This is a genomic window from Brevibacterium sp. HMSC08F02 (assembly GCF_001807555.1).
In the GTDB taxonomy this organism is placed as follows: domain Bacteria; phylum Actinomycetota; class Actinomycetes; order Actinomycetales; family Brevibacteriaceae; genus Brevibacterium; species Brevibacterium ravenspurgense.
The window spans coordinates 1-24,205 of record NZ_KV789344.1 but is presented as its reverse complement, the minus strand read 5'-3'; the positions used below and the strand labels follow the sequence as shown (position 1 = coordinate 24,205).

The window sequence follows — 24,205 nt, the reverse complement described above, 5'->3', positions numbered from 1 at the left end:
CACGTACGGCCTCAGACGGCGTTGATTCCGCCCACAAGGCTGGCGGCACCCTCGTGCATTCCTCGGGCTTTGAGAATGTCGAGTGCCTGCAGCGAGCGCACACCGGCCTGACAGAACAGCACAGTCAGCGGCGCCTCGGACTCCGGCAGCTGCGCTCCCTCCAGCAGTGCGCTGAGCGGAACACTGTGCGCCCCGACAATGGTCCCGGCGGCGTACTCGTCGGCTTCGCGCACGTCAACCAGCAGGGTCGGCTGGTCCGCCTGTAGGCGGGCTTCGAGTGCTGCCGGGGTGATGACGGCCGCGGAGTCGAGGTGGTCGACCGGTGCGCGGTCGGGATCTGCGGCAACCGTGAGGCTCCGCATGGTGCTGGCCAGTCCGTCGTAGATGAGAACCGAGCCGAGTGCGGATTCACCCACGCCGGCGAGCAGCTTGATGGCCTCCATCGTCATAAGCGTGCCGATGATTCCCGGCAGCACGCCGATGACTCCGGCTTCCGCACACGTGGGTGTGGAGCCCGCGTCAGGGGCTTCCGGGTAGAGGTCGCGGTAGGTGCCGGTCTTTCCCGCCCAGAAGACGCCCACCTGACCGGAGAAGCGCAGGACCGAACCCTGGATGACGGGTTTGCGCAGCATTTCGCACGCATCGGAAATGAGGTAGCGGGAATCGAAACTGTCGGTGCCGTCGATGACGAGGTCCGCATCCCGCAGCACGTGCAGGGCATTATCGGCGGTCAGTCGGTCGGTGTGCAGGGTCAGTTCGATGCCGGGGAACAGACCGCGGCACACATCGGCGGCTGATTCTGCTTTCAGCCTGCCGATGTCAGACTCAGAGTGGATGACCTGGCGGTGCAGATTGCTGCGTTCGACAACGTCGTCATCGATGATCTCGATGTGGCCGACACCGGCTGCCGCCAGGTACTGCAGGACGGGAGCTCCGAGCCCGCCCGCGCCGACAACAGCGACGCGCGACTTCAGAAGCCTGGCCTGGCCTTCTTCGCCGAAACCGGCCAAACCCATCTGCCGGCGGAAGCGATCCGCGTCCTCCGGTGTCAGATTGAGGTGCGTCTGATCAGTCACTGTGTGACCCCCATTCCGCGGAATCCTTCGGCCGGGTCGTGGCCTGTGACGATTCCATCAAAGCTGCTGGAAGCAACAGCACCGTGCCGGCGTGTGGGAATCCGGCCGGCGCGTGCCGCCCAGTAGCCGGATTCAACGGCCATGCGCATGGCGCGCGCCATGGCAACGGGGTCTTCGGCGCGCGTGACGGCACTGGCCAGAAGAACAGCGGAACATCCCAGCTCCATGGCGAATGATGCCTCGGAAGCAGTGCCGATCCCGGCATCCAGCACCACCGGAACAGAGGCGCGCGAGCAGATGAGCTCGATGTTGTGCGGGTTGAGGATGCCCAGGCCGGAGCCGATCGGCGCACCCAGCGGCATGACGGCCGCAGCACCAGCGGATTCCAGTCGCTTGGCCACGGCCGGGTCATCCGATGTGTAGACGTAGGGCACGAAGCCGCGCTCGGCGAGCATCTCCGTGGCTTCGAGGGTTGCGATGACATCCGGCAGGAGGGTCTTTTCGTCCGCGATGACTTCGACCTTCACGAGCGAGGTTTCACACGCTTCGCGAGCCAGTTCAGCGGTGAGCACAGCGTCGGCGGCGGTGTAGCAGCCGGCTGTGTTCGGCAGCACCTTGATGTCCAGTTCGGACAGCATGGCGAACAGCGAACCGGCTTCCGTCGGGCTGTAGCGGCGCATGGCGACGGTTGTCAGTTCGGTGCCGGATTCCTGCAGGGCGGCCCGCAGGTTGGTGTGGTCGACGGCCCCGCCGGTTCCCATGATGAGCCGGGAGGTCAGGGTGGTCGGGCCGATTGTCAGCGGCTGCACATCAGCCTCCCTGCACAGCTGTGACGATGTCGATGACCGCCCCGTCTGCGACATCCGTTTCTGCCCAGCGGGCCCTTGGGATGACAGCTCCGTTGAGTGCTGCTGCGATGCCGGGTCGGCTGCCGTCTGCGGGTGTTCCGTCCGGGTTGAACTCCTTGTCGGTCGTGCGCGCCACGACGTCAAGCACCGTGAGCTTGCCGTCAAGCTCCTGCTCGGTGCCGTTGACCTTGATGCTCATGGGATCCTTCCTTCCGGGTGGGTGTCGGCGGCCTGGGCCGCCAGGCGGGATACGTACGGGGTCAGGAGGATGCCGTGCCGGGACAGTCCTCCTGCAACAACAACTGCCGAGGTGCCGCTCACCTGAGTCCGTGTCACCACTGGCATGTCGTCTTCTGTTGTGGGGCGAGCGCGGGTGGTCACGTCGATGAGGTCGCAGTCGCGCAACCCGGGAACAACCGTGATGGCATCAGCCAGGAGGTCGGCAACGCTGCCGAGGTCTGTGTCGGGGCGGTCTTCGCGGACGGATGCGCCGATGACGATTTCGCCGCTTGCCCGCGGCACGACGTACACGCTGCGGCCGGTGACGACGGCGCGGACAGTGCGGGATAGCAACGGGCCGAAGCGCAGACGGTTTTCGGGTACTCGCACGCGGATGACATCGCCGTAGACCGGCCGCAGGCTCAGTGCCGCGTCTTCAGGCAGCCCCGCGATGTCGGCGATGCCCATGCCGGCGGCCACGACTGTCGTGTCGAAGCTGTGAAGAACGCCGTCAGCGGTTTCGACGGCCGCACCGTCCAGGCGGGTGACGCACTGCCGGACAAGTGCCTCCGGTCCCAGTGCTTCCAGCAGGGCGTTCGTGAAACGGCGTGGGTCGATGCGCAAGTCACTGGGGATTTCAGCCCCGGCTGACAGGCCCGGAGCAAGGGCGGGTTCGAGACGCGTGAGCCTGCTCCCGGGCAGGTGGTTGAACGCCAGTCCGCGCGCTTCGTAGGCCCTCTCCATTCGTTCGAGGTGTTCGCGGTCGCCGGGGTCTGCTGCCACCAGGAGGGTTCCGGCGGTTTCGTAGCCGACCGCCTCGTGCGGTACCCCGAGCAAGTCCAAAAACTCCGGGTACTCATCGAGGGCTTTCTGCATGATGGGCAGCAGACTGTCTTGGCCGAACTGGACTTCAGCAACGGGGGCGAGCATGCCGGCGGCCGCGTAGGAGGCTCCGCTGACCGGCGCGGGATCGAAAACGGTGACATCGTGGCCTGCGCGCTGCAGCCGCAGGGCTGTGGCGAGTCCGAGGATTCCCGCCCCGATGACCGCTGTCTTCACCATTCTCCTCACGTCGGCATGATCCGCTTCGAGTGCTGATGGTCGGCCGCTTCGCCCTCTCAGCCGGGCGTGTCCCGGCTCCCATGAACCGCCCTCAGAGTAAGCCTCCGACGGTGCTGGAGCAAATAGCCTGCGCTCTTGGAACAAGCGGGCGGTGTCAGTACCGCCTCTGGGGTTTCTGGCAGGTGGGGCACCAGTGGGATGTGCGTCCGGCAATCGTGCTGCTGCGCACGGTTTCACCGCACCGGGTACACGGACTGCCGGCTTTGCCGTAGACGCCCAGGCTGCGGTCGAAGTATCCGGATTCGCCGTTGACGTTGACGTACAGTTCGTCAAAGCTCGTTCCGCCGGCCTCAATGGCACGGGCCATGACGTCCCGGGCGGCGTGCAGGGTGTTTTCAATCCGGCTGATGCGCAGGCGGTCGGTCCGGGCGGCAGGGTGGACTCCCGCGGCGAAAAGCGCCTCGTCAGCGTAGATATTGCCGATTCCGGACACCACGCCCTGATCCAGCAGAGCGGCCTTGATTGCTGTGCGGCGGCCCTTGAGAGTCCGCGCTAAGCCTTCCGCATCGAATCCGTCCTCGAAGGGGTCCGGTGCAATCCGGGCGGCGGATGCCGCAACCAGACGCGGCGAGCCAAGCCCCGTCACGAGAGGCTCCAGGCCGATGTGGCCGAAGATCCGCTGATCGACAAACCGCATCTGCCACGGGGTCCCGTCGGCTGAGCACATGTCGAACACGGCCCTGGTGTGCCGATGCACGGCATCGGCGGCGGTGTGGATCCTCACCTGCCCTGACATGCCGAGGTGGAGGGCCACTGCCCAGCCAGCCGGCACCTCGGAAGCGGAGTCGGGAAAGACGGAGCCTGTGGCCAGGGGCAGCCACATGAACTTGCCGCGGCGGCACGCCCCTTCGACGAGACCGCCGGGAACTGAGGCGGTCAGACGGTCAACAGCGGTCGGATCGACCGTCCGCTGCGAGGTGGTGCCCAGAATGCGCGGGTCGAGCACCCGCAGGGATTCGATTCGCGAGCCGACCGCCCACGGTTCAAGCCCGCGGCGAACGTGCTCAACTTCCGGAAGTTCCGGCATCAGGCGCGCGACCAGTCGGGGTGTTTCTCCCGGATGGCCTTGACGGCTGCTTCGGCGGCGACGAGTTCGGCGTTCTTCTTCGACGTTCCCTCACCGCTGCCCCACGTGGTGTCGCCCAGCTGGGCCTGTGCCGTGAAGACGCGCGCGTGGTCGGGTCCTTCCGAGGTGATCTCGTAAGTCACGACTCCCAGGCCGAGGTCCGCGGCGGCTTCCTGCAAGGTGGTTTTGTAGTCCATGCCGGCACCGAGGTTGACGGCGTCATCGAGCATGGGGTCAACGAACCTGTGCACGAGGTCTTCCGCCACCTGCCGGCCCTGGCTGATGTAGCAGGCGCCGATGATCGCTTCGACCGTGTCAGCCAGGATCGAGTCTTTGTTGCGCCCGCCGGTGAGCTCTTCGCCCTTGCCCAGCAGAAGGTAGTCGCCGATGCCGTACTGACGGGCAACAGCGGCCAGGGCACGGGTGTTGACGACGGCGGAGCGCATTTTCGCCAAACGCCCTTCGGCCATTGCCGGGTTGTTGTGGAACAGCCATTCGGTGGCAACCAGCTGCAGCACGGAGTCGCCTAAGAACTCCAGGCGCTCATTTGTGGGGATGCCGCCGTTTTCAAAGGCGTAGGAACGGTGTGTGAGTGAAAGACGAAGCGTCTCGGGATCAATGTCGATCCCGAGACGCTCGTTGAGTTCACGCAGATTCTGCGCTTCAGTCATAGTGTCAGGCGTCAGCGACCTTACGTCCCTTGTATTCAAGGAACAGGGGGTTGCCGTTGGAGTCTTCCACCAGCTTTGCGTGGTGGGGGCGCGAGTACACAACGCGACCGTTCTCCACAGTCTTGACCAGGCCGGGGACCTGAGCCTTCCACTGCGAACGACGGTGGCGGGTGTTGCTGCGCGACATCTTACGCTTCGGAACAGCCACGTCTAGCTCTCTTTCTTCTCTAACTGATGTTTCAGTGCCGCGAGGCGATCGTTGATCGATCCCGCTTCTTCGTCTTCGGGGAATTCGCCGACGGTGTACGAAAATTCGCCATCGTCATCCGATTCCACCGGGTTGAGCGGAAGCGCCATCACGACTGCATCGCGGATGAGCGGTTCGAGGTTGATCTTATCGCGTTCAACGGCATAGGAGTCTTCGTCTTCTCCGCGTTCGTAGACGAAGAGCTCCTGGACGTCGACTGACAGGGGCAGTTCGAGGTCCTCGAGCGTCCGCGCGTCCTGACCTTTGGCCAGGGCTTGGAAGGTTCCCGAGGCGTAGATGCCGTCGACAACGCTTTCCAGCCGCAGACGAACCGTGAGCGGATCCCCTTCCGGGACGCCGATCATTTCGTTCCGCAAGTCCTCAGGGGCGGCAACGGTCACGTCGACATCGGTCCACGCGCCGGGCTTGTCGGCTACGCCGAGCTTGCGCAGGTCGAGCTGCAGATCTTTGCGTTCCACGGCTCTCCCCTTTCGCGTTTCCCAGTGTTTGATGGCCGTCGAAATATGTGCGCCCCTGATGACACACAGCGTTCCATTCTAGTCCAGGCCGCCGTGGCCGGGCAAATTGCTGTGCTCCCGGTGCAGATAGTGCCCGTAGAATCTGGCTGACCTGCATTCACACAGTGAGGATCCTCCTATGGCCGGTGGTCTTGCCGCTCTTCTTGACGATGTTGTCGCACTGTCGCGCGCAGCTGCCGCATCCGTCGACGATATCAGCGCGGCCGCAGGACGGGCCTCGGCCAAAGCCGCCGGTGTTGTTGTTGACGATGCCGCAGTCACCCCGCGCTATGTCGACGGCTTTTCGCCGGCTCGCGAACTCCCCGTTGTGTGGAAAATCGCCCGCGGGTCGATCATCAACAAACTGGTGTTCATCCTGCCGGCGATCATGCTGCTCAGCCAATTCCTCCCGTGGGCACTTACTCCCCTGCTTATGATCGGCGGGCTGTATTTGAGCTACGAAGGTGCCGAAAAGCTGTGGGAACTGGCTCTCGGCCGTTCCCATGCGAAAGAGGCTCCGGCGGTCGAACGCGGTCCCGAACAGGAAAAGCAGATCGTCCGCGGGGCTGTGCGCACCGACTTCATCCTGTCGGCCGAAATCATGGTCATCGCACTGTCCACGGTCGACCACATGGGTTTTTGGACCAGGCTCATTTCACTCATCGTGGTTGCCCTGTTCATCACGGCCCTGGTCTACGGGGTCGTCGCAATCATTGTGAAGATGGACGATGTCGGACTGCACCTGGCGAAGAAGCCCTCAACCGAAAAGCTGGGGCTCGGCATTGTGAAGGCCATGCCGATTGTCATGAAGACACTCTCAATTGTCGGCGTCATCGCGATGCTGTGGGTCGGCGGTCACATTCTGCTGGTCGGCATGCACGATCTGGGCTTCAGCCCGATCTACGACTTCGTCCACGCCTGTGAAACCGCGGTTGCCGCAGCCACGGGAGCGTTCGGTGCGGCTTTGGGATGGCTGGTCAACACGTTCTTTTCGGCAGTTTTGGGACTCGTGGCCGGAACGATCGCGTTCTGGGTGCTCTACCCCTTGCTGCACAGGAAGAGCGCTGAGAACCTTGACGAAAGCACCGCTTCGGCGGCCGCAAACGGTTCGTCAGGGAGGACACAGTGAAAGCACTGCTTATCGGCATGGGCACGATCGCCAACGACATTCGGAGTCTGCTGGAGAGCCGCCCCGTCGAAGTGTGCGGGGCTGTTGTCCACCGCGACACTGATCGAAAGTCCGACATCCCGATCTTCGGGCAGGACCGTCTGGAAGAGGCGGCTGAGGGCGCCGACGTCATTGTTGAGTGCGCCGGCGGTGCCGCAGTGCGCGCCTACGCCCCGCGAATTGCCGCGATCGGCAAGCCGTTCGTGCTGACCAGTGTGGGAGCGCTGGCTGATCAGCAGACGGCCGAGGTGCTGCTGGGCATGCCGAACCTGGTGGTCACGAATGGTGCGATCGGCGGTTTCGACGTGCTGCGCTCAGCCGCTCTGCTCGGCTTTGATCACGTGTCCATCACCACGACGAAGAAGGCGTCCACCCTCGTCCAGGACTGGATGAGCGATGACGAGCGCACGCGCCTGAAACAGCTGCCGGCTGGGCAGACCGCGCAGGTTTTTGGCGGTGACCCGGAAGAGGCAATTGAGAAGTTCCCCTCGAACCTCAACGTGGCAACAGCTCTGGCCTGGGCAACCGCCGAGCGGGACCTTCCCGACGGCCGCGCGTCGCCCGAGTCCCTGCGGGCCTCACTGGCCCGAGTGCGCGTCGAGCTGATCGGGAACGGATCAGACGACCCCACGTTCCACGACATCGAAGCCTCCGGTGCGGCGGGCGACTTCACGTTCCGCATCTCCAGTGCTCCCTCACCGCACAATCCGTCGACGAGTGCTCTCACGGCAATTTCAATCGTGGGCGACCTGCTGGAACTGGCCGGCAGCTGAACCCAGCTGCCCTGCACCTCACCGGTCCGGCACCTCGGCGGTTTTCGGGCGAGGTGCCCGCAGAGTCAGGCCTGCTGCCAACATCAGCACCCCGCCTGACAAGAAGAAGATCGAGCCGACCCCGGCGACGGAGGCTACGGCCGAAGCCGCAATCGGCATGACCACCTGTGACAGGCGGTTGCCGGCCAGGCGGATCGACATGACGGCGGCCCGGTTGCCCGGTGTTGCCAGCATCGACACCCACGTCATCGTCAACGGCTGTGTGAGCCCGAAAGCGAAGCCGGAGACCACCATGATGATCGCGAGGAACGGCACCCACACCCACAGGGGAATTGCGAAGACCGTAACGCCGGCGGCAAGTGAGGACAGCCACAGCAGAAGCATCGGATCAAACCGGGCTGTCAGCGCACCCATGAACGCACGCGACACGATCGTCGCAACTGTCCGCACCGTGATGAGCGCAGTGACGACGACAACCGACAGGCCGTGCTTTTCGCCGATGACCGGCAGATAGGCGCTCATCAGATCAATTGCCGCCAAGGTGGCCATCGAGGCGAAGATCGCCGGCTTCATCCCCGGCGTGCCCAGCAGCGCCCGCGGCGAAACCGCGGCGGCCTTCGCCTGCGCCCTCCCGACCCGTTTGACGGCGGGACGACGCATGACGACAAAGACACAGGGGAAAGCGAGAGCCGCGAGCGCGCACATGGCCCACAGCCCCGCCTCGGCATTCGGACCGGTTCCGTCACTCGCCCAGGCGGCAACAGCACCCGCCAGGGGCATGCCGAGGGTCTGTCCGATCGACACGCCCAGGGTCAGAGTGCCGAAGCGAGAGTTGAGTTCCTGCGGAGCGAATGAGGCGGGGATGAACGCCTGCGATGACACCGTCATGAGCAGCTGGCCGAGCCCCAAAAGCATGGAGAACAGCACGAGCGCGGGAATCCCCGAACTGAGCGCGGCACCTGCCAGCGCGGCGGTGCAGGCGGCAGTTCCCACCCAAAGAATGGGTACGTAGAGACCGCGGTCCACGAGCCTGCCCACGGTGAGTGCCGCAAAGAGCGGAACGAGCGAATAGGCCGTCACCATCATGCCGACGGCAAAAGCGTCACCGCCCTCAGCCAGCGTCTTATACGACACCATGACCTTCGCGGCATTGAACGTGCCGTGCAGAAGGACGGTATGGAGGACAAGCCCGAAGAACCAACCGGGGCGCACTATGTGTTCTTCAGAGAGTCAAGCGCTGTGAGAACGGGGCCGGGAACCATGGACGAAACATCGCCGCCCAGAGCATGCACTTCGCGGATGAGCGATGACGACACGTGCTCCAAGTGAGGCGAACCGGGCAGGAAAATGGTTTCGACGTCCCCGATTTCGCTGTTCATCCGCGCCATCGGAAGTTCATAGGCGTAGTCGGTTCCGCCTCGGATGCCCTTGACGACACCAACCGCACCCACGTCCTGGCAGTAGTCGACCAGCAGACCACCGGGCACATCGTCGATTGTGAGATTGTCAGGGGCACCGGATTCGGCGAGTGATTCGCGGATCAGCCGAACCCGTTCGGCAACCGGGAAATTGCCGGTTTTGTTGGGATTGTGCACAACGGCGAGCACAACTTCATCGAAAAGCTTGGCCGCACGCAGCGCCACATCGATGTGGCCCAGGGTGATCGGGTCGTAGGAGCCCGGGCAGACGACCTTCATTCTCCGCTCCTCTCAACAAGCCACAGCGCGGTTTCGCCGTGAAGAGACTTCGCGTACACGCTAAGACTATGCGGCAGCTGCGGCTGGGGCGAGCGTGCGCTTCGCTCTATGACAAGAAGCGACGCGTCGTCTTTCAGCAATCCCGCGGCTGTTTCGAGCAGCTGGGCAAGTTCCGATTCCCCCAGCGGGTAGGGCGGGTCGGCGAAGATGAGGTCAAAGCGTTCGCCTGAACCAGCGAGGGATTCGACGGCCGGTTGGGCGGCGCGCGCGTGGACGGAGCAGCTGTCGTTCAGTCCGAGAGCTCGAATGTTCTTCTTCACGACCTGAGCCGCTTTGCCGGCGCGCTCAACGAACACTGCCCGGGTGGCGCCTCGGGAGATCGCTTCGAGGCCCAGGGCTCCAGAACCGGCGAACAGGTCGAGGACGGTGGAGTCGGCGAGCATCCCCAGGGAGCCCAGGCGGGCGAAAAGTGATTCGCGCACCCTGTCCGAGGTGGGGCGAGTGTCAGAGCCGGACGGGGTTTCGATCCTGCGCCCGCCCAGGCTGCCGGCGATGATGCGGGTCATGAAACCTCCATGAGGTCATCGCCTGCGAGGTCATCAACATAGGCCCGCAATTCGGGTGTGCCGTCCGGGTGGGCGTCCATATAGGCGTGTGCGGCAGTGCGGGCGGCGGCGACGATTCCTTCGTCGCGCAGCACCCGCAGGTAGCGCAGCGAACTGCGCGAACCCCACTGGCCTCGGCCCAGAACATCGCCTTCGCGGCGGTTGTCGACATCGTGTTCTGCAATCCGGAATCCGTCCAAAGTCCCGGCGACCGTACTCAGCCGTCCCACCGCCTCGTCGTCTGTGGTGCGGGAGGTCACGAGGAAGCAGATCGCCTGCTCGCCGTCACGGCCGATCCGTCCGCGCAGCTGGTGGAGGGTAGCTAAGCCGAAGCAGTCGGCGTCGAGGATGACCATGGCGCGGGCCCGGTGGACATCCACGCCGACTTCGATGACGGTTGTGGACACGAGCACGTCGATGTCGCCTGCCGTGAACTCCGCCATGACGGCGTCTTTGTCTTCCTGCGACATCTGTCCGTGCAGTGCGTCAACCCGGCGGCCGGCCAGCCGGGGAACAGCGTCGATCGCAGCGAGCGCGGAGTCGATGCCGAACAGCTCCGGGTCGTCTTCAATCCGGCTGACGACGACATAGGCCTGCAGCCCCGCCTCGACGTGTTCGGCCACGACTTCCCACACGCGATCCATCCAGTGCGGGTGGGTGCCGAGAGCGACAACGTGGGTGGCGATCTTCTTCGGCCCGCCCGGCATATCGGTCAGGGTGGACACGTCGAGGTCACCGAAGACGGTCATGGCGACTGTCCGCGGGATGGGGGTTGCCGTCATGACGAGGGCGTGTGGGATGACTCCCCCGGCTTTTGTGCGCAGGGCTTCACGCTGGTTGACGCCGAAGCGGTGCTGTTCGTCGATGACGACCAGGCCGAGGGCAGCGAAGATCGTGGTGTCCGACAGCAGCGCGTGGGTGCCGACGATGATGCCGATCTGCCCGCTGGCCAGGTCCAACAGGATTTTGCGCCTTTGGGCCTGTGGGGTTGATCCGGTCAGCAGCGCGATCCGCACACCTTCTGCTTGGGAGAACAGAGTGTCGTCGGTGCGCAGCTCGCCGAGCATGCGTGAGAAGCTCTCATAGTGCTGTGCGGCGAGGACTTCCGTGGGCGCCATGATGGCCGCCTGGCGGCCAGAGTCGACAGCCTGGAGCATGGCACGCATGGCCACGAGCGTTTTACCCGAGCCGACGTCACCGTGCAGCAGCCGGTTCATGGGCGAATCCGAATCGAGATCCTGCGATATTTCGGTGCCGGCCCGCCGCTGCGATTTGGTCAGCGGCCACGGCAGGGATTCGTCAAAGGATGCGAGCAGGCCGTCGACTTTGCCGGGCAGGCGGACGGACTGTTCTGCTTTGGCCCGCTGCCGGCGGCCGTAGAGTTCGGCCTGCAGGGCGAAGGCCTCTTCGAAGCGGAAGCGCTCCATGGCCTCTTTGACATCGGCCTCGTTTTTTGGCCGGTGGATCATGGTGAGGGCTTTGCGCAGGTCAGGCAGGCCGTGGTCGGCGAGCACCTCTGCGGGAATGGGGTCGGTGAAGTCTTCTGGGCCGAGGGCATCGAGGACGGTGCGGATGGTTTTGGCCAGCCGGTCAGAAGCGAACTGTTTGTTGGACCGGTAGATGGGGATGGGGTTTTCGATGTCCCCGCGGTCGATGTAGTCCTCGTGGCCCAGCCATCGGGGGTTCTGGATCTGCAGGGAGTTGCGGTAGACCTTGATGTCGCCGGTCAACACCATGCGGGTGCCGGGCTTGAGCTGTTCGGCGAGGTACTTCTGGTTGAAGAACGTCGCAGTGATTTCGGCGTGTTCGTCTGCCAGTGTCACTTCGGTGATGGTGCCGCGCCGGTTGCGCATGGGCCTGGTGTTCACCGATTCGATGGTGGCGTAGACGATTGCGGTCTGCCCGGCCTCCAAGCGGCTGATTTCGGTGACGGTGCCCGGGTGGATGTAGGTGCGCGGGAAGTACCGCAGCAGTTCGCCGACCGAGCTGACGCCCAGCTTGGCGAGTGCTTTTTCATCGCGGCTGCTGACGAAGTCTGTCAGCGGTTTCATTCGACACCCACATCGGCGCAGACCCCGCTGAGGTCTGCATCGAAGATTTCGGCTTCGGCTTCCGGATAAGCGCGGCGCACGGCGTTCTCCATGGCCTCGCGCATCGGAGGCGTTGCCTGTTGGCCGTAGCTGATGGTGATGAGTTCGGGGTCACCGTCGACGGCCAGACGCGAGATGGCCTCGACGATGGCAGCTTCTGGCGCGTGTTCGATGAAGAGGATGCGGCCCTCAGATAGGACCAGCACGTCGGTTTTCGTGTACACCAGCGGGCCGGCCGCGGACTGTCCGGCGAAGCACAGCCGGCGGATGTCGAGAGAAGCGGCATCGGCCATGTCCTCTGTGACGTCGTCGGCGTCTGCGTGGGGGTCGAAGACCGCCAGTGCGCTGACCATTGAAATGGGGCTGCCGGTGGGGATCGCGTAACCACCGTCGGCGGCTGCGGCGTTGATGGAGGCTTGCCCTTCGGGGCTGTCGGCAACGAGCACCGTTGTGGTGCCGTCAGACAGGACGTCGTGCAGGCTTCCCGCTTGTTCGCCGCGGTCCAGTCGGATGGCTATCGCTCCTGTCAGCGCGGCCCGCAGCATGAGCGGCGCTGTGGAAGCCGCGGCCGCTGCGCGCAGCGGCCCGTGGTTTGCGCCGTTGACAAGGTCTTCTGTCCGCAGCTGCGCCAGCCCGTACTGTTCGACGTCGCGCAGCACGCGCAGCGCGTGGGCTTCGCTCGTGACGTGCACGTGCACCATGGGCCACGAAATGACGACCGACCGGGCGTCGGCTTTCGCGAGGATGCGCTTAAGCGGGCGGGTTCGGTCTTTGCTGTCGCTGAGCGTGAACACCAGCTCCAGCGTGTCGGCACCGTCTGCGGCACCAGCACCCGCCGCACCAGCACCCGCCGCACCGGCACCCGCACCAGCACCCGCCACCCCGGCACCAGCCGCCCCGGCACCTCCTGCGCCACACGTGATCCCATCACCCGTGAGCTTCGGCACGACGGAGGTCAGCCCGGCAATGGGGCTGGGGGTTTCGCCAACCGCTCCCCCGGTGACGGTGAGGTACAGCAGGTCGAAGATTTCGACGATGCCGCTGGCGCCGGCGTCGACCACCTGCGCCTGGCCGAGCACGTCCAGCTGGCCGGTGGTGTCGCGCAGCGCTTCAATCGAGCAGGCGCGCACGGCTTCAATCTGCTGCAGGAGTCCCGCGCCTTCGTCGGCCTGGGTGCGCGCGGTTTCGGCCATCGCGTGCAGCACCGTGAGCATGGTGCCGTGGGTGGGTTCGGCAATTGCGGTCTGTGCCCGGTGGGCAGCCAGTTCAATAGCCGAGGCGAAGCGGTCGGGCGTGAGGTCACCTTCGGCGAGAGCCGCCTCGCCGAGTTCGTCAGCGACTCCCCGCAGGGCAACGGCCAAGATGAGACCCGAATTGCCGCGGGCGCCCCGCAGAGCACCGGCGGCCATCGCCTCGACGACCCGCGGCAGAGTTGCCGGCCCGTCAATGGCCTCAACAGCTCGGTAGGCGGATTTCACGGTGGCGTACATGTTCGATCCCGTGTCGCCGTCGGCTACGGGGAACACGTTGATGGAGTCGATGCTGCCGCGCTGGCGGCGCAGTCGCTCCACTGCCTGCTGCGCCCAGCGGGCAGCCAGCCGCCCGCCCCAGCGCATGCTGTTGTCGTTCACCATGTCCGTTTCCGCTAAGCCGTCCGTTTCCGCAAAGCTGTGTCAGAAGTGTTTATAGGCGCTGTCAGCTGCCGAGTGGTCGCCCACCAGAACATCCGGCTGGCCCTCTTCGCACGCGCCTATCCGCGTCCACCCTACCGGAGCACTGCCCGCGGGAGCGCACGCGAGGAAGCCGTGGTCTTCCCCACCGCCGAGCACCCATTCGCGGGCAGTTTCCGGTGTTCCCAGGTGTTCGGCCGCTGGCAGCAGCGGTTCTGCCAGGCGGTCGATTGCGGTTTCGTCCAGGCGGATGCGCACACCGGAAGCCCGTGCCACGCGCCCGAGGTCGCCGGCCAAACCATCCGAGGCGTCAATCCCAGCTGCCGCCCAGGTCGCCAGGTTCTGTACTGACTCATAATCAGGACGAGGTGCCAGCTGCACCTCGATAAAAGGGTCCAGGAGGGGGTCGTCTCCCAAGCGCACGCCGGCAAACAGCAGGGCCAGTCCCGCTGCCGCCCAGCCGACAGTTCCTGCGAGGAAAACATCGTGGCCCGGCTTGGCCGCGGACCGGGTGACCGGGGTCAGGCCCCGGTCGATGAAGCCCAGTGCCGTCACGGTCGAGGTGAGGCACTGAGAAGACGACAGGTCTCCCCCGATGACTGTGGCTCCACCTCGTGCGGCTTCGTCAGAAAGTCCCTGTGCCAGGAGTCGGACCGTGTTGACCGGGGTGTCATCCGGGGCGGCCAGCGCAAACAGCAGGCCGTGCGGGCTGGCGCCCATCGAGCAGATGTCGGCGAGGTTCTGCGCGGCGGCCTTCACGCCCAGGCGGTAGGGGTCGAACCATTCGGGCAGGAAGTCAGCGCCCTCTGTGAGGATGTCGACGCTGGAGACCAGATTGCCCGGTGCGTGTGAGACGGCGGCGTCATCACCGGGGCCGACGATCAGGTCACCCGGGCCGGCAACCGGGTTCGAGGCGGAGGTTGCGTGTGTTTCTGGGTCTTCGGGTGGCTGTGCTGGCGGGTGCGCTGATTGTGCCTGCAGGACCGAGCAGATCTGTTCGAGCACGCCGTCTTCGCCGACGTCTTTGAGTGTCAACTCTGTGGCGTCGCTGGGCGCAACGTCGTTGTTGGGCTGCGGCGCGGTGGGTTCCGGCTGGTTCGGCATGCTGGGCATGGGCATCAGCCTAGTGCGAATGGCCGGGCGATACCCTTAGGGACATGGTCTTGAGGAAGCTCTCCGCTGCAGCTGTCGGCTTTTCTGCGCTTGTAGGGCTGTCGGCGTGTGCGCCGGTTGTTGTCGTCGAACCGCAGCCTCACGCAACCGATCCCGCTTGTGCGGATGTCATGTTGCGCCTGCCGGAGGTTATCGGCAATCACGAGAAGCGCAAAGCATCTTCCCAGGCCACAGCCGCGTGGGGTGATCCGAGCGCTGTTGTTCTGCGCTGTGGCGGCGAAATGCCCGGACCGTCGACCGACCATTGTGTGCGTGCCGACGATGTCGACTGGGTTTCCCGCGAAGGTGAAGGCGACACGTGGATTTTTGAAACCTACGGGCGCAGCCCCTCCGTGGAGCTGACACTCGACACCACGAAGATCGCCGGCGCTGAGGCGCTGTCGGCTCTGTCTGCTGCTGTTCAGCAGATCGAAGCCGAGCGCGAATGCGTCGGCGCCGAAGACGTAAACGGCGAAGCACCTGAAGGTGAAGGCTGAGCCGCACACCGGGCAGCAGCAAAAACTCCCGTTAGCCGCAAAAGCACCCCTAAGCCGGAATCCACCCTTTAGGCACACAAAAACTCCCGTTAGCCGCAAAAGCACCCCTAAGCCGCACAAAAACTCCCGTTAGCCGGATTTTGTTGGCTTAGCAGTTGTTGCTAAGCCGCAGAATCCGTCTAACGGGTGTGGGCAGGTTTAAGAATGACTTGCCCAAAGAGAAAACCAGGCTGCTTCCCGGAACTTATCGTGCCCTAGTCCCGTCGCGGGGCACGTGCGATGACACGACGCACGAGGTGGAACTCCACTCCCAGCCCAGGTGCGGTTCCGGTGCCGGCGAAAGCGGCACCTCGTACCTTGCCTGCAGAACCAGTACAGCCCCACACCGGGCAGCAGCAAAAACTCCCGTTAGCCGGAATCCACCCTTTAGCCGCACAAAAACTCCCGTTAGCCGGATTTTGTTGGCTTAGCAGTTGTTGCTAAGCCGCAGAATCCGTCTAACGGGTGTGGGCAGGTTTCGGACCGGGTGCCCCGGCAAGCGCGGGCTCCTTCCCCCGCCGCAGCTTCACCTGCGGTTGACGTCGACCAGTGCGATGTCGATGAGGCGTGAAATGAGTTCGGGGTAGTCGATACCGGACTTCCCCATCATGTGCGGGTATCCCGATGTTGGGGTGAATCCCGGCGAGGTGTTGATTTCGTTGACAAGTACCGTGCCATCAGCCTGAACGAAGGTGTCGACTCTAGTCAGCCCGGAGCACTCAAAAGCACGGAAAGTGTCAGCGGCGATGGCCTGTACTGTGCGGGCAACGTCGTCTGGAATGTCCGCTGGCGCCTGCAGGCGGACGTCGTCTGCGGAAAGGTATTTGGCTTCGAAGTCGTAGAATTCGTGGTCGCCGGAGATGACGATCTCACCCGGCACTGATGCAGTGAGTTCGTCGTCCCAGTGGGAGCCCAGGACCGCGCATTCGATTTCGCGGCCGTCAATGCCGGGTTCGACTATGACCTTGTGGTCATGTTCGAAGCCCTCGCGCAGTGCGGCGTCGAGGTCTTCAGCCGCCGCAACCTTGCTGATGCCTACGGAGGACCCAGCCCGGGCGGGTTTGACGAAGACCGGCAGGCCCAGCGCGGCTAGGCGCTCACGAACGCCGGCCGGATCATCGGCCCACTGCTTTGCGGTGACGGTCTGCCAGTCAGCGGTGGGAATCCCGGCTGAGCGCAGAACCGTCTTCATGAAGTGCTTGTCCATGCCGACGGCAGAGGTCAGCACACCGGGCCCGACGAACGGAACACCCTTGAGCTCCAACAGGCCCTGCAGCGTGCCGTCTTCCCCGAACTGACCGTGCAGAACGGGGAAGAACACGTCGATGTCGCCGAGGTCGCGCACCGAACCGTCAGCGTCACGTTCAAGCAGCGAAACACCCCGCGTGGAGGGCGACACGAAAACCGCCGAACCGTTCTCTTCGACTTCCGGCATTGCACCGTCAGCAAAGCTGAACGAGGTTGGGTCTTCGACCGTGACCCACGTGCCGTTCTTCGTAATCCCGATCGGCACGGGACGGTACCGCTCCTGGTCGAGAGCGCCGATGACGCCGGCTGCGCTGACGCAGCTGACCGAGTGTTCACTGGAACGGCCGCCGAAGAGAACGGCGACGGTGGTGCGCTGACTGCTCATAGGGTTTCTCAGAGTTCGTAGTTCGTTTCGATCCAGGCACGCCCGATCGACTTGAAGAAGATGTTGAAGCCGACGAATGCCGGCGTTGCGCTTTCGTCAACGCCCAGCGGCTCCGACAGAGCGTGCACGATGAAGAAGTAGCGGTGCGGTCCGTGGCCTTCGGGTGGTGCGGCACCGACGAAGCGGCGATCGCCGGCGTCGTTGCGAACCGTGACAGCACCTTCGGGCAGGAGCCCCGCCTCGGGATTACCAGCATCGGCCGGCAGCGAGGTGACGGTGCCGGGAATGTCGGTCACAGTCCAGTGCCAGAAGCCGGAGCCGGTCGGCGCGTCCGGGTCGTAGCAGGTGACGGCAAAAGCCTTGGTTTCTTCAGGGAAACCGCTCCAGGAAAGCTGCGGCGAAATGTCTTCGCCGCCGTCAACACCCATGAGCCCGGAGGCCTGAGCCTGCGGAAGGCGCTGACCCTCAGCCACATCGGTGCTGGTCAGTTCGAAGCGCGGTACGTCATTGAGCCTGGCAAAAGGTGAGTTCGACACTGTTCCTCCTCTGTTGGGCTTGCGTGATCCAGCCTACCCGCCTGGATGCTCACTCGCCTGACAACCCGCCAGCCGCCCGGCACCTCGCCAACCAGCAACAGCCCTCAGCTGCTCTGCGATTCGTCCTTGCGTTTGCGGGCCAGCAGCAGACCGGCGACGTCGTCGACGTGCAGGCGTCCGTCGATGACGGCAGATACGGCCTGGGTGATGGGCAGGTCGACATCGTGTGCCGTGCCCAGCCCCAGAACGGCCGGTGCGGATTTCACACCCTCGGCGGTCTGCTTCGTCTTTGCAGCGGCTTCGTCAACGCTTAAGCCTTCGCCCATCAGGCGGCCGAAGGAGCGGTTGCGCGACAGGGGCGAGGCACACGTGGCCACGAGGTCGCCCATGCCGGCCAAGCCGGCCATCGTGTGCGCCTGGGCGCCCATGACCAGTGCCAGGCGAGTGATCTCCGCCAGACCGCGGGTGATGATCGAGGCTTTCGAATTGTCACCGAGTCCCTGACCGTCGGCGATGCCGACGGCAAGCGCGATGACGTTCTTCACAGCACCGCCGAGTTCAACGCCCACAACATCGGAGTTTGTGTACGGGCGGAAGTAGGAATTGGCGCTGCGGCGGGCGATCTCTTCGGCGTTTTCAGGGCACGTGCACGCAACAACCGTTGCGGTCGGCTGGTGTTCGGCGATTTCACGTGCCAGGTTGGGGCCGGACACAACGGCGATCTGCTTGTCGTCAAAGCCGGTGACTTCGGCGATGACTTCGCTCATGCGCAGGCCCGTGTCCAGTTCGATGCCCTTCATGAGGCTGACGATGATCGCGTCGGAACGAATATGGCCCTTCCACTGCTGGAGGTTGTCCCGCAGCGACTGCGCGGGCACCGCGAGCACAACAACCTCTGCATCGCGCAGAGCTTCAACGGGGTCGCTGGTTGCGGTGATCCTGTCGTTGAAGCGGATGCCGGGCAGGTACTTGGAGTTCGTGTGCTCTTCCCGCAGTTCGCGGGCGGCTTCTTCCGAACGTGCCCAGACGGTCACGGGGAATCCTGCATCGGCGATCACACCGGCATAGGTTGTTCCCCACGATCCAGCGCCCATGACGGCTGTCGTCACGCTTTCCTCCATTCAAGTGCTGTGCGGAACCGATCGGGCAGCGGTACACCGCGCAGGTCGGCAAGCTGGGATGCGATGCGAGCGGTGATGTGCTCGGTCAGCGATGCGACGTTCTCCTTGGTTGCAGACACGCCTTCGGTGACGATCGGCTCGGAGAAGTCTACGGTCATCACTCGGCGGGGTCCAAGGCGCGGGCGCAGCGATTTGCCCGGCAGCGCGTTCTGCACGCCCCAGTGGGCGACAGTGATGATCGGTGTTCCCGTCTGCAGCGCAAGCCTGGCGGTGCCGGATTTTGCGGGCCCCGGCCACATGTCGGGGTCTTTCGTGTGGGTGCCTTCGGGGTAGATCGTGACTGTCTGTCCTGCGGCGAGGGCAGCTTTTGCGTACGCCAGGGAGTCCCCCGCCTCGCGCGAACCGCGCACCACCGGAATCTGACCGAGCGGGCGGGTCACGAGCCCAACCGGGAACGTGAACAGGGTGTGCTTGGCCATGAACCGCGGCAGCCGCCCCTGGTTGTAAATCGAGATGCCCACAACCAGCGGGTCGAGGTTCGACTGGTGGTAGGAGGCCACGATCAGCGGGCCGTCCTGCGGGATGTTCTCGGCGCCTCGGACTGCGATCCTGCCCAGCGGCCGCAGGCCGCCGCGCACAAACGGGGCGAGGAAAGACGCACGTCGGAGCTGCTGGCGGGTCAACTTCGGGTCGTAGGCAACCTCGAAGCCGAGGTGCCTGTTCTTTTCGTCTGTGCCGTTCGCCTTGGTCTCGCGGCTCGCCTGGCTGCCGCTCATTTCACGGCGCTCCTCGCCGTTCACCTCGCTGCCTGCTCCCCTGTTCTTGTCTGTGCTCATGTCAGGCTCACCTGTGCGCCGAGGCCGTCGAGTTTGGCGATGAAGTCTTCATAGCCGCGGTTGATGATTTCGATGCCGGACACCTCGGAGCGTCCTTCGGCGGCCAGGGCTGCGATGACGTGCGAGAACCCGCCGCGCAGATCGGGCACGTCGATGTTGGCGCTCTTCAGCGGTGTCGGCCCGGAGATCACGGCGGAGTGGCGGAAGTTGCGCTGCCCAAAACGGCAGGGGGTGCCGCCCAGACATTCACGATACAGCTGGATCTGGGCACCCATTTTGACGAGTGCGTTCGTAAAGCCCAAGCGGTTTTCGTACACGGTTTCGTGCAGGATCGACAGTCCGGTTGCCTGCGTCAGCGCCACGACAAACGGCTGCTGCCAGTCGGTCATGAAACCGGGGTGGACGGCAGTTTCCAGAGCCAAGGACTGCAGGCGGCCACCGGGGTGGGTGAACCGGATGCCGTTTTCCTTCACCGTGAACTGCCCGCCGGCTTTGCGGAACGTGTTGAGGAACGTCAGCATGCTTGGCTGGTCGGCCCCTTCAACAAAGATGTCGCCGCCGGTTGCCAGTGCTGCGGATGCCCACGATGCCGCTTCGATCCTGTCCGGAAGTGCCCGATGGGTGTAGCCGTTCAGCGAGTCAACACCCTCAATCCGGATGGCCCGGTCGGTGTCAACCGAGATGATGGCGCCCATTTTCTGCAGGATTGCCACCAAGTCGAGGATTTCAGGTTCGACAGCGGCGTTCTTGAGCTCGGTCAGACCCTGAGCGCGCACGGCGGTGAGCAGCACCTGTTCGGTCGCACCGACCGACGGGAAGGGCAGTTCTACTTTGGTTCCCGTCAGCCGCGTGGGGGCGGTGAGGCTGATGCCGCCGGCCGTTTTTTCGATCTGCGCACCGAAGGAGCGCAGGACGTCGAGGTGGAAGTCAATGGGGCGGTCGCCGATGCGGCACCCGCCGAGGTCGGGGATGAATGCTCGTCCCAGACGGTGCAGCAGTGGTCCGCAGAAGAGGATCGGAATGCGCGATGAGCCGGCGTGAGCGTCAATGTCCGCGATCGCTCCCTGCTCAACGCGGGTGGGGTCCATGCGCAGTTCGCCGTCGGGCCGGTCACCGTCGGGGTGTTGGGTGACGCTGACCCCGTGCAGCTCGAGAAGTCCGGTGACAATGTCGACGTCGCTGATGCAGGGAACACCGCGCAGCGTCGAAGGTGTTTCTGCCAGCAGGCTGGCAACCATCGCCTTGGGCACCAGGTTCTTTGCACCTCTGACGCGAACGGTGCCTGTGAGCGGATTGCCTCCGTTGACCTCGAGCATGTTCCTCCTGTGCCTGAAGCGTATAAGCCGGCTTCTATGCTAGCTCGAACGGCTGAGGCCCAAGACCTGCATGTGTGCTGGTCCTGGGCCTCGCACTCTGTTGCGGCCACCCTCCTGCCGAGTGCCACCGGGCTGCCGCTCAGTCTTCTTTCCAGCCTCCGCCTCGTTCAGTCCTCCGTGCGGGCCGGCAGGGTGTGCGGCTTGTAGCTGGGCCGCTTCGCTTCAAAGGCGTCGATCGCGTCGGAGTCGCGCAGGGTGAGGCTGATGTCGTCGAGGCCTTCCATCAGCCGCCAGCGAGTGAAGTCGTCAATCTGGAACGGCACCGTGACGGTATCGGCGGACACGGTCCGCGTTTCGAGGTCGACGGTGACTTCCGTGTTGGGGTTGTTGTCGATGACCTTCCACAGCAGTTCGATGTCAGACTGTTCGAGCTGTGCTGCAACGAGGCCGTTCTTACCCGCGTTGGACCGGAAGATGTCGGCAAAGCGGCTGGAGAGAACGGCTTTGAAGCCGTAGTCCTTGAGCGCCCACGCTGCGTGTTCGCGGCTCGACCCCGTACCGAAGTCCGGGCCTGCGATGAGCACGGAGCCTGCCGAGAAAGGCTCGCGGTTGAGGATGAAGTCGGGGTCTTTGCGCCAGTGGGCAAAAAGCGCGTCGTCGAAGCCGGTCTTGGTCACCCGCTTGAGGTAGACCGCCGGAATGATCTGGTCGGTGTCGACGTTCGAGCGGCGCAGCGGTACTCCGATCCCGGTGTGCTTGGTGATCTTCTCCACAGCTTTCCTCCCTCAGTCCAGATCCGCCGGGCTTGACAGTGTTCCGCGCACGGCCGTTGCGGCAGCCACGAGCGGGCTCACCAGGTGGGTGCGTCCGCCCTTGCCCTGACGTCCTTCGAAGTTGCGGTTCGAGGTCGATGCGCAGCGTTCACCCTCGGCCAGCTGGTCGGGGTTCATGCCCAGGCACATCGAGCAGCCGGCAAAACGCCATTCAGCACCGAAGTCGGTGAACACCTTGTCCAGCCCCTCCTGTTCCGCCTGCAGGCGGACCCGAGCGGAACCGGGCACCACGAGCATCCTGACGTTCGGATCTTTGGTGCGGCCCCGGATGATATCGGCGGCACCTCGTAGGTCTTCGATCCGGGAGTTCGTGCACGAACCGAGGAACACCGTGTCCACCCGGATGTCCCGCAGCGGCGTGCCGGGAGTCAGGCCCATGTATTCGATGGCGCTTTCAGCGGCGAAGCGTTCGGTTTCGTCGGCGATATCGGCCGGGTTCGGGACGTTTGCCGACAGCGGCAGGCCCTGGCCGGGGTTGGTGCCCCACGTGACGAACGGTTCGATGTCTTCGGCTTCAAGGACGACTTCGGCGTCGAAGACGGCGTCGTCGTCGGTGCGCAGGGTCTTCCAGTATTCGACGGCGTCGTCCCAGTCTTTGCCCTGCGGGGCATGCGGGCGGCCCTTGATGTAGTCGAAAGTCGTCTGGTCTGGCGCGACCATACCGGCGCGCGCACCGGCTTCAATCGACATGTTGCAGATGGTCATACGGGCTTCCATCGACAGCTTTTCGATAGCTTCGCCGCGATATTCGAGGATGTAGCCCTGTCCCCCGCCGGTGCCGATCTTGGCGATGATCGCCAGGATGATGTCCTTCGCGGTGGACCCTTCCGGCAGTTCGCCGTTGACGGTGATCGACATGGTCTTGAACGGCTTGAGCGGGAGCGTCTGGGTGGCCAGGACGTGCTCGACTTCCGAGGTGCCGATGCCCATTGCGATCGACCCGAAGGCTCCGTGGGTCGAGGTGTGCGAGTCACCGCAGACCACCGTCATGCCCGGCTGGGTCAGCCCCAGCTGCGGGCCGACAACGTGGACGATACCCTGCTCTGCATCACCCAGGGAGTGCAGGCGGATGCCGAACTCCTCAGCGTTCTTGCGCAGCGTTTCGATCTGCGTGCGGCTGGTGGGGTCGGCGATCGGCTTGAAGATGTCGAGCGTTGGAGTGTTGTGGTCCTCCGTCGCGATTGTGAGGTCAGGACGGCGCACGGGGCGGCCAGCAAGACGAAGACCCTCAAAAGCCTGCGGCGACGTCACCTCGTGAACAAGGTGGAGGTCGATATAGATGAGATCGGGGTCCCCACCTTCTCCGGCCTTGACCGTATGGTCATCCCATACCTTTTCTGCAAGCGTCCTGCCCACAGTGCACGTCCTTTCGCATCGGCTTCACCTGATGTGAGTTTCACTGTACGAACTATTGTCCAAAGGTCGGACTTGCATCTTGAATCTTGAGACGGTTCAATAGTGGCATGAGCAGTCAAACCGGAAGCGGCGTCGGTGTCATCGACAAGGCATCGGCTGTTCTTGCCGCACTCGAAGCCGGGCCCGCCTCACTTGCAGAACTTGTTGCACTGACAGGCCTGGCCCGCCCCACCGCGCACCGTCTGGCGGTCGCCCTCGAATACCACCGTTTTGTGGGCCGCGACCTGCAGGGACGTTTTATTTTGGGCCCTCGCCTGTCTGAGCTTTCTTCCGCTGCCGGCGAAGACCGCCTGCTGGCCGCGGCCGGGCCGATCCTCGCCCAGCTGCGCGACCGCACGGGTGAATCGGCTCAGCTTTTCCGCCGCCAGGGTGATCTGCGACTGTGCGTCGCAGCTGTTGAACGCCCTGTTGGTCTGCGCGACTCGGTTCCGGTTGGCGCAACCCTGTCGATGCGTGCCGGCTCTGCCGCTCAGGTGCTGCTTGCGTGGGAAGAGCCGGACCGCCTGCACACGGGTCTGCGCGGGGCGCGCTTTTCAGCCACGATGCTTTCCGGTGTTCGCCGCCGTGGTTGGGCACAGTCGATTGCCGAACGCGAACGAGGTGTCGCCTCCGTTTCCGCGCCCGTCCGCGGGCCGTCGAACCGGGTTGTTGCCGCGGTGTCGATTTCCGGTCCCGTTGACCGTCTGACCCGCCAGCCCGGCCGCCTGCACGCGCAGTCGGTTGTTGAGGCTGGACGCGCTCTGACAGAAGCCCTCACCCGGGCGTGAGCTTCGCGGGCGCGAGGTGGCGCTGCCGCCCATCCCTGCCCCCTCACCTCGACAGGGTGCTGGCTTCCACCTCGGCTGGGTGCTGGCTTCCACCTCGCCCGCGCCAGCAGCAGAACCACCCCACAACCTGCGCACTCCCTTTAGCCGGGATCTGCGCCTTAGCAACAACTGCTAAGCCAACAAAACCCGGCCAACGGGAGTTTTTGTGCGGCTAAGGGGTGGATTCGCGGCTAAGAGGTGGAACCCGGCAAACGGGGGTTAATACTCATTTTGTGTGTACAGGATAGGG

The 24,205-nt window shown here is 64.4% G+C and carries 25 protein-coding genes and 1 riboswitch; of the genes, 4 read left to right on the top strand and 21 right to left on the bottom strand.

The genetic code is table 11. The features are described from left to right. Positions 1-11: 11 nt before the first annotated feature. The 8 genes from HMPREF3172_RS01525 to HMPREF3172_RS01490 form a co-directional block, all read right to left on the bottom strand. Positions 12-1,076 (bottom strand): ThiF family adenylyltransferase, encoded by a 1,065-nt coding sequence (locus HMPREF3172_RS01525; protein WP_070514900.1) that lies wholly within the window; start codon positions 1,074-1,076, stop codon positions 12-14. Continuing rightward, entirely contained in the window at positions 1,073-1,939 is an 867-nt protein-coding gene (locus HMPREF3172_RS01520) for a thiazole synthase (protein ID WP_370919336.1), read from the bottom strand. Before HMPREF3172_RS01520 ends, HMPREF3172_RS01525 begins: the two co-directional genes overlap by 4 nt. Further along, on the bottom strand, positions 1,887-2,123 hold the full coding sequence (thiS, locus tag HMPREF3172_RS01515; RefSeq protein ID WP_019174815.1) for a sulfur carrier protein ThiS: 237 nt from the start codon (positions 2,121-2,123) through the stop codon (positions 1,887-1,889). The genes HMPREF3172_RS01520 and thiS overlap by 53 nt, the downstream gene beginning before the upstream one ends. Beyond that, the gene (gene thiO / locus HMPREF3172_RS01510; RefSeq protein WP_070514898.1) at positions 2,120-3,205 is read right to left on the bottom strand and encodes a glycine oxidase ThiO; all 1,086 of its coding nucleotides are present in this window, start codon (positions 3,203-3,205) and stop codon (positions 2,120-2,122) included. Before thiO ends, thiS begins: the two co-directional genes overlap by 4 nt. Continuing rightward, positions 3,191-3,297, bottom strand: a riboswitch (TPP riboswitch). Its footprint overlaps the gene before it by 15 nt. 62 nt (positions 3,298-3,359) lie before the next feature. After that, the gene (mutM, locus tag HMPREF3172_RS01505; protein ID WP_070514897.1) at positions 3,360-4,292 is read right to left on the bottom strand and encodes a bifunctional DNA-formamidopyrimidine glycosylase/DNA-(apurinic or apyrimidinic site) lyase; all 933 of its coding nucleotides are present in this window, start codon (positions 4,290-4,292) and stop codon (positions 3,360-3,362) included. Next, entirely contained in the window at positions 4,292-5,002 is a 711-nt protein-coding gene (gene rnc, locus HMPREF3172_RS01500; protein ID WP_070514895.1) for a ribonuclease III, read from the bottom strand. The genes mutM and rnc overlap by 1 nt, the downstream gene beginning before the upstream one ends. 4 nt (positions 5,003-5,006) lie before the next feature. Then, positions 5,007-5,210: a 50S ribosomal protein L32 gene (gene rpmF, locus HMPREF3172_RS01495; RefSeq protein ID WP_019174811.1), complete on the bottom strand. Its 204-nt coding sequence runs from the start codon at positions 5,208-5,210 to the stop codon at positions 5,007-5,009. Positions 5,211-5,212: 2 nt separating this feature from the next. Continuing rightward, on the bottom strand, positions 5,213-5,728 hold the full coding sequence (locus HMPREF3172_RS01490) for a YceD family protein (RefSeq protein WP_062019470.1): 516 nt from the start codon (positions 5,726-5,728) through the stop codon (positions 5,213-5,215). Between the two features lie 178 nt (positions 5,729-5,906). Between HMPREF3172_RS01490 and HMPREF3172_RS01485 the strand changes: the two genes are divergently transcribed. Both HMPREF3172_RS01485 and HMPREF3172_RS01480 read left to right on the top strand, forming a co-directional pair. Then, positions 5,907-6,896, top strand: coding sequence for a DUF808 domain-containing protein (locus tag HMPREF3172_RS01485; RefSeq protein ID WP_070514894.1), 990 nt, complete (start codon positions 5,907-5,909; stop codon positions 6,894-6,896). Further along, positions 6,893-7,708 (top strand): aspartate dehydrogenase domain-containing protein, encoded by an 816-nt coding sequence (locus HMPREF3172_RS01480; protein WP_141741550.1) that lies wholly within the window; start codon positions 6,893-6,895, stop codon positions 7,706-7,708. The genes HMPREF3172_RS01485 and HMPREF3172_RS01480 overlap by 4 nt, the downstream gene beginning before the upstream one ends. An 18-nt stretch (positions 7,709-7,726) precedes the next feature. Here HMPREF3172_RS01480 and HMPREF3172_RS01475 read toward each other — a convergent pair whose 3' ends face one another. Genes HMPREF3172_RS01475 through thiL form a run of 6 tightly spaced genes read right to left on the bottom strand, consistent with a single transcriptional unit; the run spans position 7,727 to position 14,883 of the window. Then, positions 7,727-8,920, bottom strand: a complete 1,194-nt coding sequence (locus HMPREF3172_RS01475; RefSeq protein ID WP_070514892.1) for an MFS transporter — start codon at positions 8,918-8,920, stop codon at positions 7,727-7,729. Continuing rightward, the gene (gene coaD, locus HMPREF3172_RS01470; protein WP_070427764.1) at positions 8,920-9,405 is read right to left on the bottom strand and encodes a pantetheine-phosphate adenylyltransferase; all 486 of its coding nucleotides are present in this window, start codon (positions 9,403-9,405) and stop codon (positions 8,920-8,922) included. Before coaD ends, HMPREF3172_RS01475 begins: the two co-directional genes overlap by 1 nt. Then, positions 9,402-9,971 carry a 16S rRNA (guanine(966)-N(2))-methyltransferase RsmD gene (gene rsmD / locus HMPREF3172_RS01465; protein ID WP_070514889.1) on the bottom strand — a complete coding sequence of 190 codons (570 nt, stop codon included), beginning with the start codon at positions 9,969-9,971 and terminating at the stop codon, positions 9,402-9,404. The genes coaD and rsmD overlap by 4 nt, the downstream gene beginning before the upstream one ends. Continuing rightward, a complete protein-coding gene (locus HMPREF3172_RS01460; RefSeq protein ID WP_070514887.1) occupies positions 9,968-12,061 on the bottom strand; it encodes an ATP-dependent DNA helicase RecG in 2,094 nt (697 codons plus the stop codon). The genes rsmD and HMPREF3172_RS01460 overlap by 4 nt, the downstream gene beginning before the upstream one ends. After that, complete coding sequence (locus tag HMPREF3172_RS01455; protein ID WP_070514885.1) at positions 12,058-13,734, bottom strand: DAK2 domain-containing protein; 1,677 nt, start codon at positions 13,732-13,734, stop codon at positions 12,058-12,060. Before HMPREF3172_RS01455 ends, HMPREF3172_RS01460 begins: the two co-directional genes overlap by 4 nt. 39 nt (positions 13,735-13,773) lie before the next feature. Further along, entirely contained in the window at positions 13,774-14,883 is a 1,110-nt protein-coding gene (thiL, locus tag HMPREF3172_RS01450) for a thiamine-phosphate kinase (protein WP_256173098.1), read from the bottom strand. Between the two features lie 44 nt (positions 14,884-14,927). On the opposite strand from thiL, the gene HMPREF3172_RS01445 reads away from it, so the two are divergent. Next, on the top strand, positions 14,928-15,419 hold the full coding sequence (locus tag HMPREF3172_RS01445; protein WP_070514883.1) for a DUF3515 family protein: 492 nt from the start codon (positions 14,928-14,930) through the stop codon (positions 15,417-15,419). Between the two features lie 565 nt (positions 15,420-15,984). Here HMPREF3172_RS01445 and HMPREF3172_RS01440 read toward each other — a convergent pair. The 7 genes from HMPREF3172_RS01440 to leuC form a co-directional block, all read right to left on the bottom strand. Beyond that, complete coding sequence (locus HMPREF3172_RS01440) at positions 15,985-17,091, bottom strand: D-alanine--D-alanine ligase family protein (protein WP_070514882.1); 1,107 nt, start codon at positions 17,089-17,091, stop codon at positions 15,985-15,987. 8 nt (positions 17,092-17,099) lie between these two features. Continuing rightward, the gene (locus HMPREF3172_RS01435) at positions 17,100-17,627 is read right to left on the bottom strand and encodes a YbhB/YbcL family Raf kinase inhibitor-like protein (RefSeq protein WP_070514880.1); all 528 of its coding nucleotides are present in this window, start codon (positions 17,625-17,627) and stop codon (positions 17,100-17,102) included. 104 nt (positions 17,628-17,731) lie between these two features. Continuing rightward, positions 17,732-18,736, bottom strand: coding sequence for an NAD(P)H-dependent glycerol-3-phosphate dehydrogenase (locus HMPREF3172_RS01430; RefSeq protein WP_083281356.1), 1,005 nt, complete (start codon positions 18,734-18,736; stop codon positions 17,732-17,734). Then, positions 18,733-19,584, bottom strand: coding sequence for a lysophospholipid acyltransferase family protein (locus HMPREF3172_RS01425; protein WP_083281354.1), 852 nt, complete (start codon positions 19,582-19,584; stop codon positions 18,733-18,735). Before HMPREF3172_RS01425 ends, HMPREF3172_RS01430 begins: the two co-directional genes overlap by 4 nt. After that, entirely contained in the window at positions 19,581-20,900 is a 1,320-nt protein-coding gene (gene murA, locus HMPREF3172_RS01420; protein WP_070514876.1) for a UDP-N-acetylglucosamine 1-carboxyvinyltransferase, read from the bottom strand. Before murA ends, HMPREF3172_RS01425 begins: the two co-directional genes overlap by 4 nt. A gap of 167 nt (positions 20,901-21,067) precedes the next feature. Further along, complete coding sequence (leuD, locus tag HMPREF3172_RS01415) at positions 21,068-21,673, bottom strand: 3-isopropylmalate dehydratase small subunit (RefSeq protein ID WP_070514874.1); 606 nt, start codon at positions 21,671-21,673, stop codon at positions 21,068-21,070. 12 nt (positions 21,674-21,685) lie between these two features. Further along, entirely contained in the window at positions 21,686-23,089 is a 1,404-nt protein-coding gene (gene leuC, locus HMPREF3172_RS01410; RefSeq protein ID WP_070514873.1) for a 3-isopropylmalate dehydratase large subunit, read from the bottom strand. A 107-nt stretch (positions 23,090-23,196) separates the two neighbouring features. Here leuC and HMPREF3172_RS01405 point away from each other — a divergent pair, with 107 nt between their 5' ends. Further along, positions 23,197-23,916, top strand: coding sequence for an IclR family transcriptional regulator (locus HMPREF3172_RS01405; RefSeq protein WP_019174793.1), 720 nt, complete (start codon positions 23,197-23,199; stop codon positions 23,914-23,916). Positions 23,917-24,205: the final 289 nt, after the last annotated feature.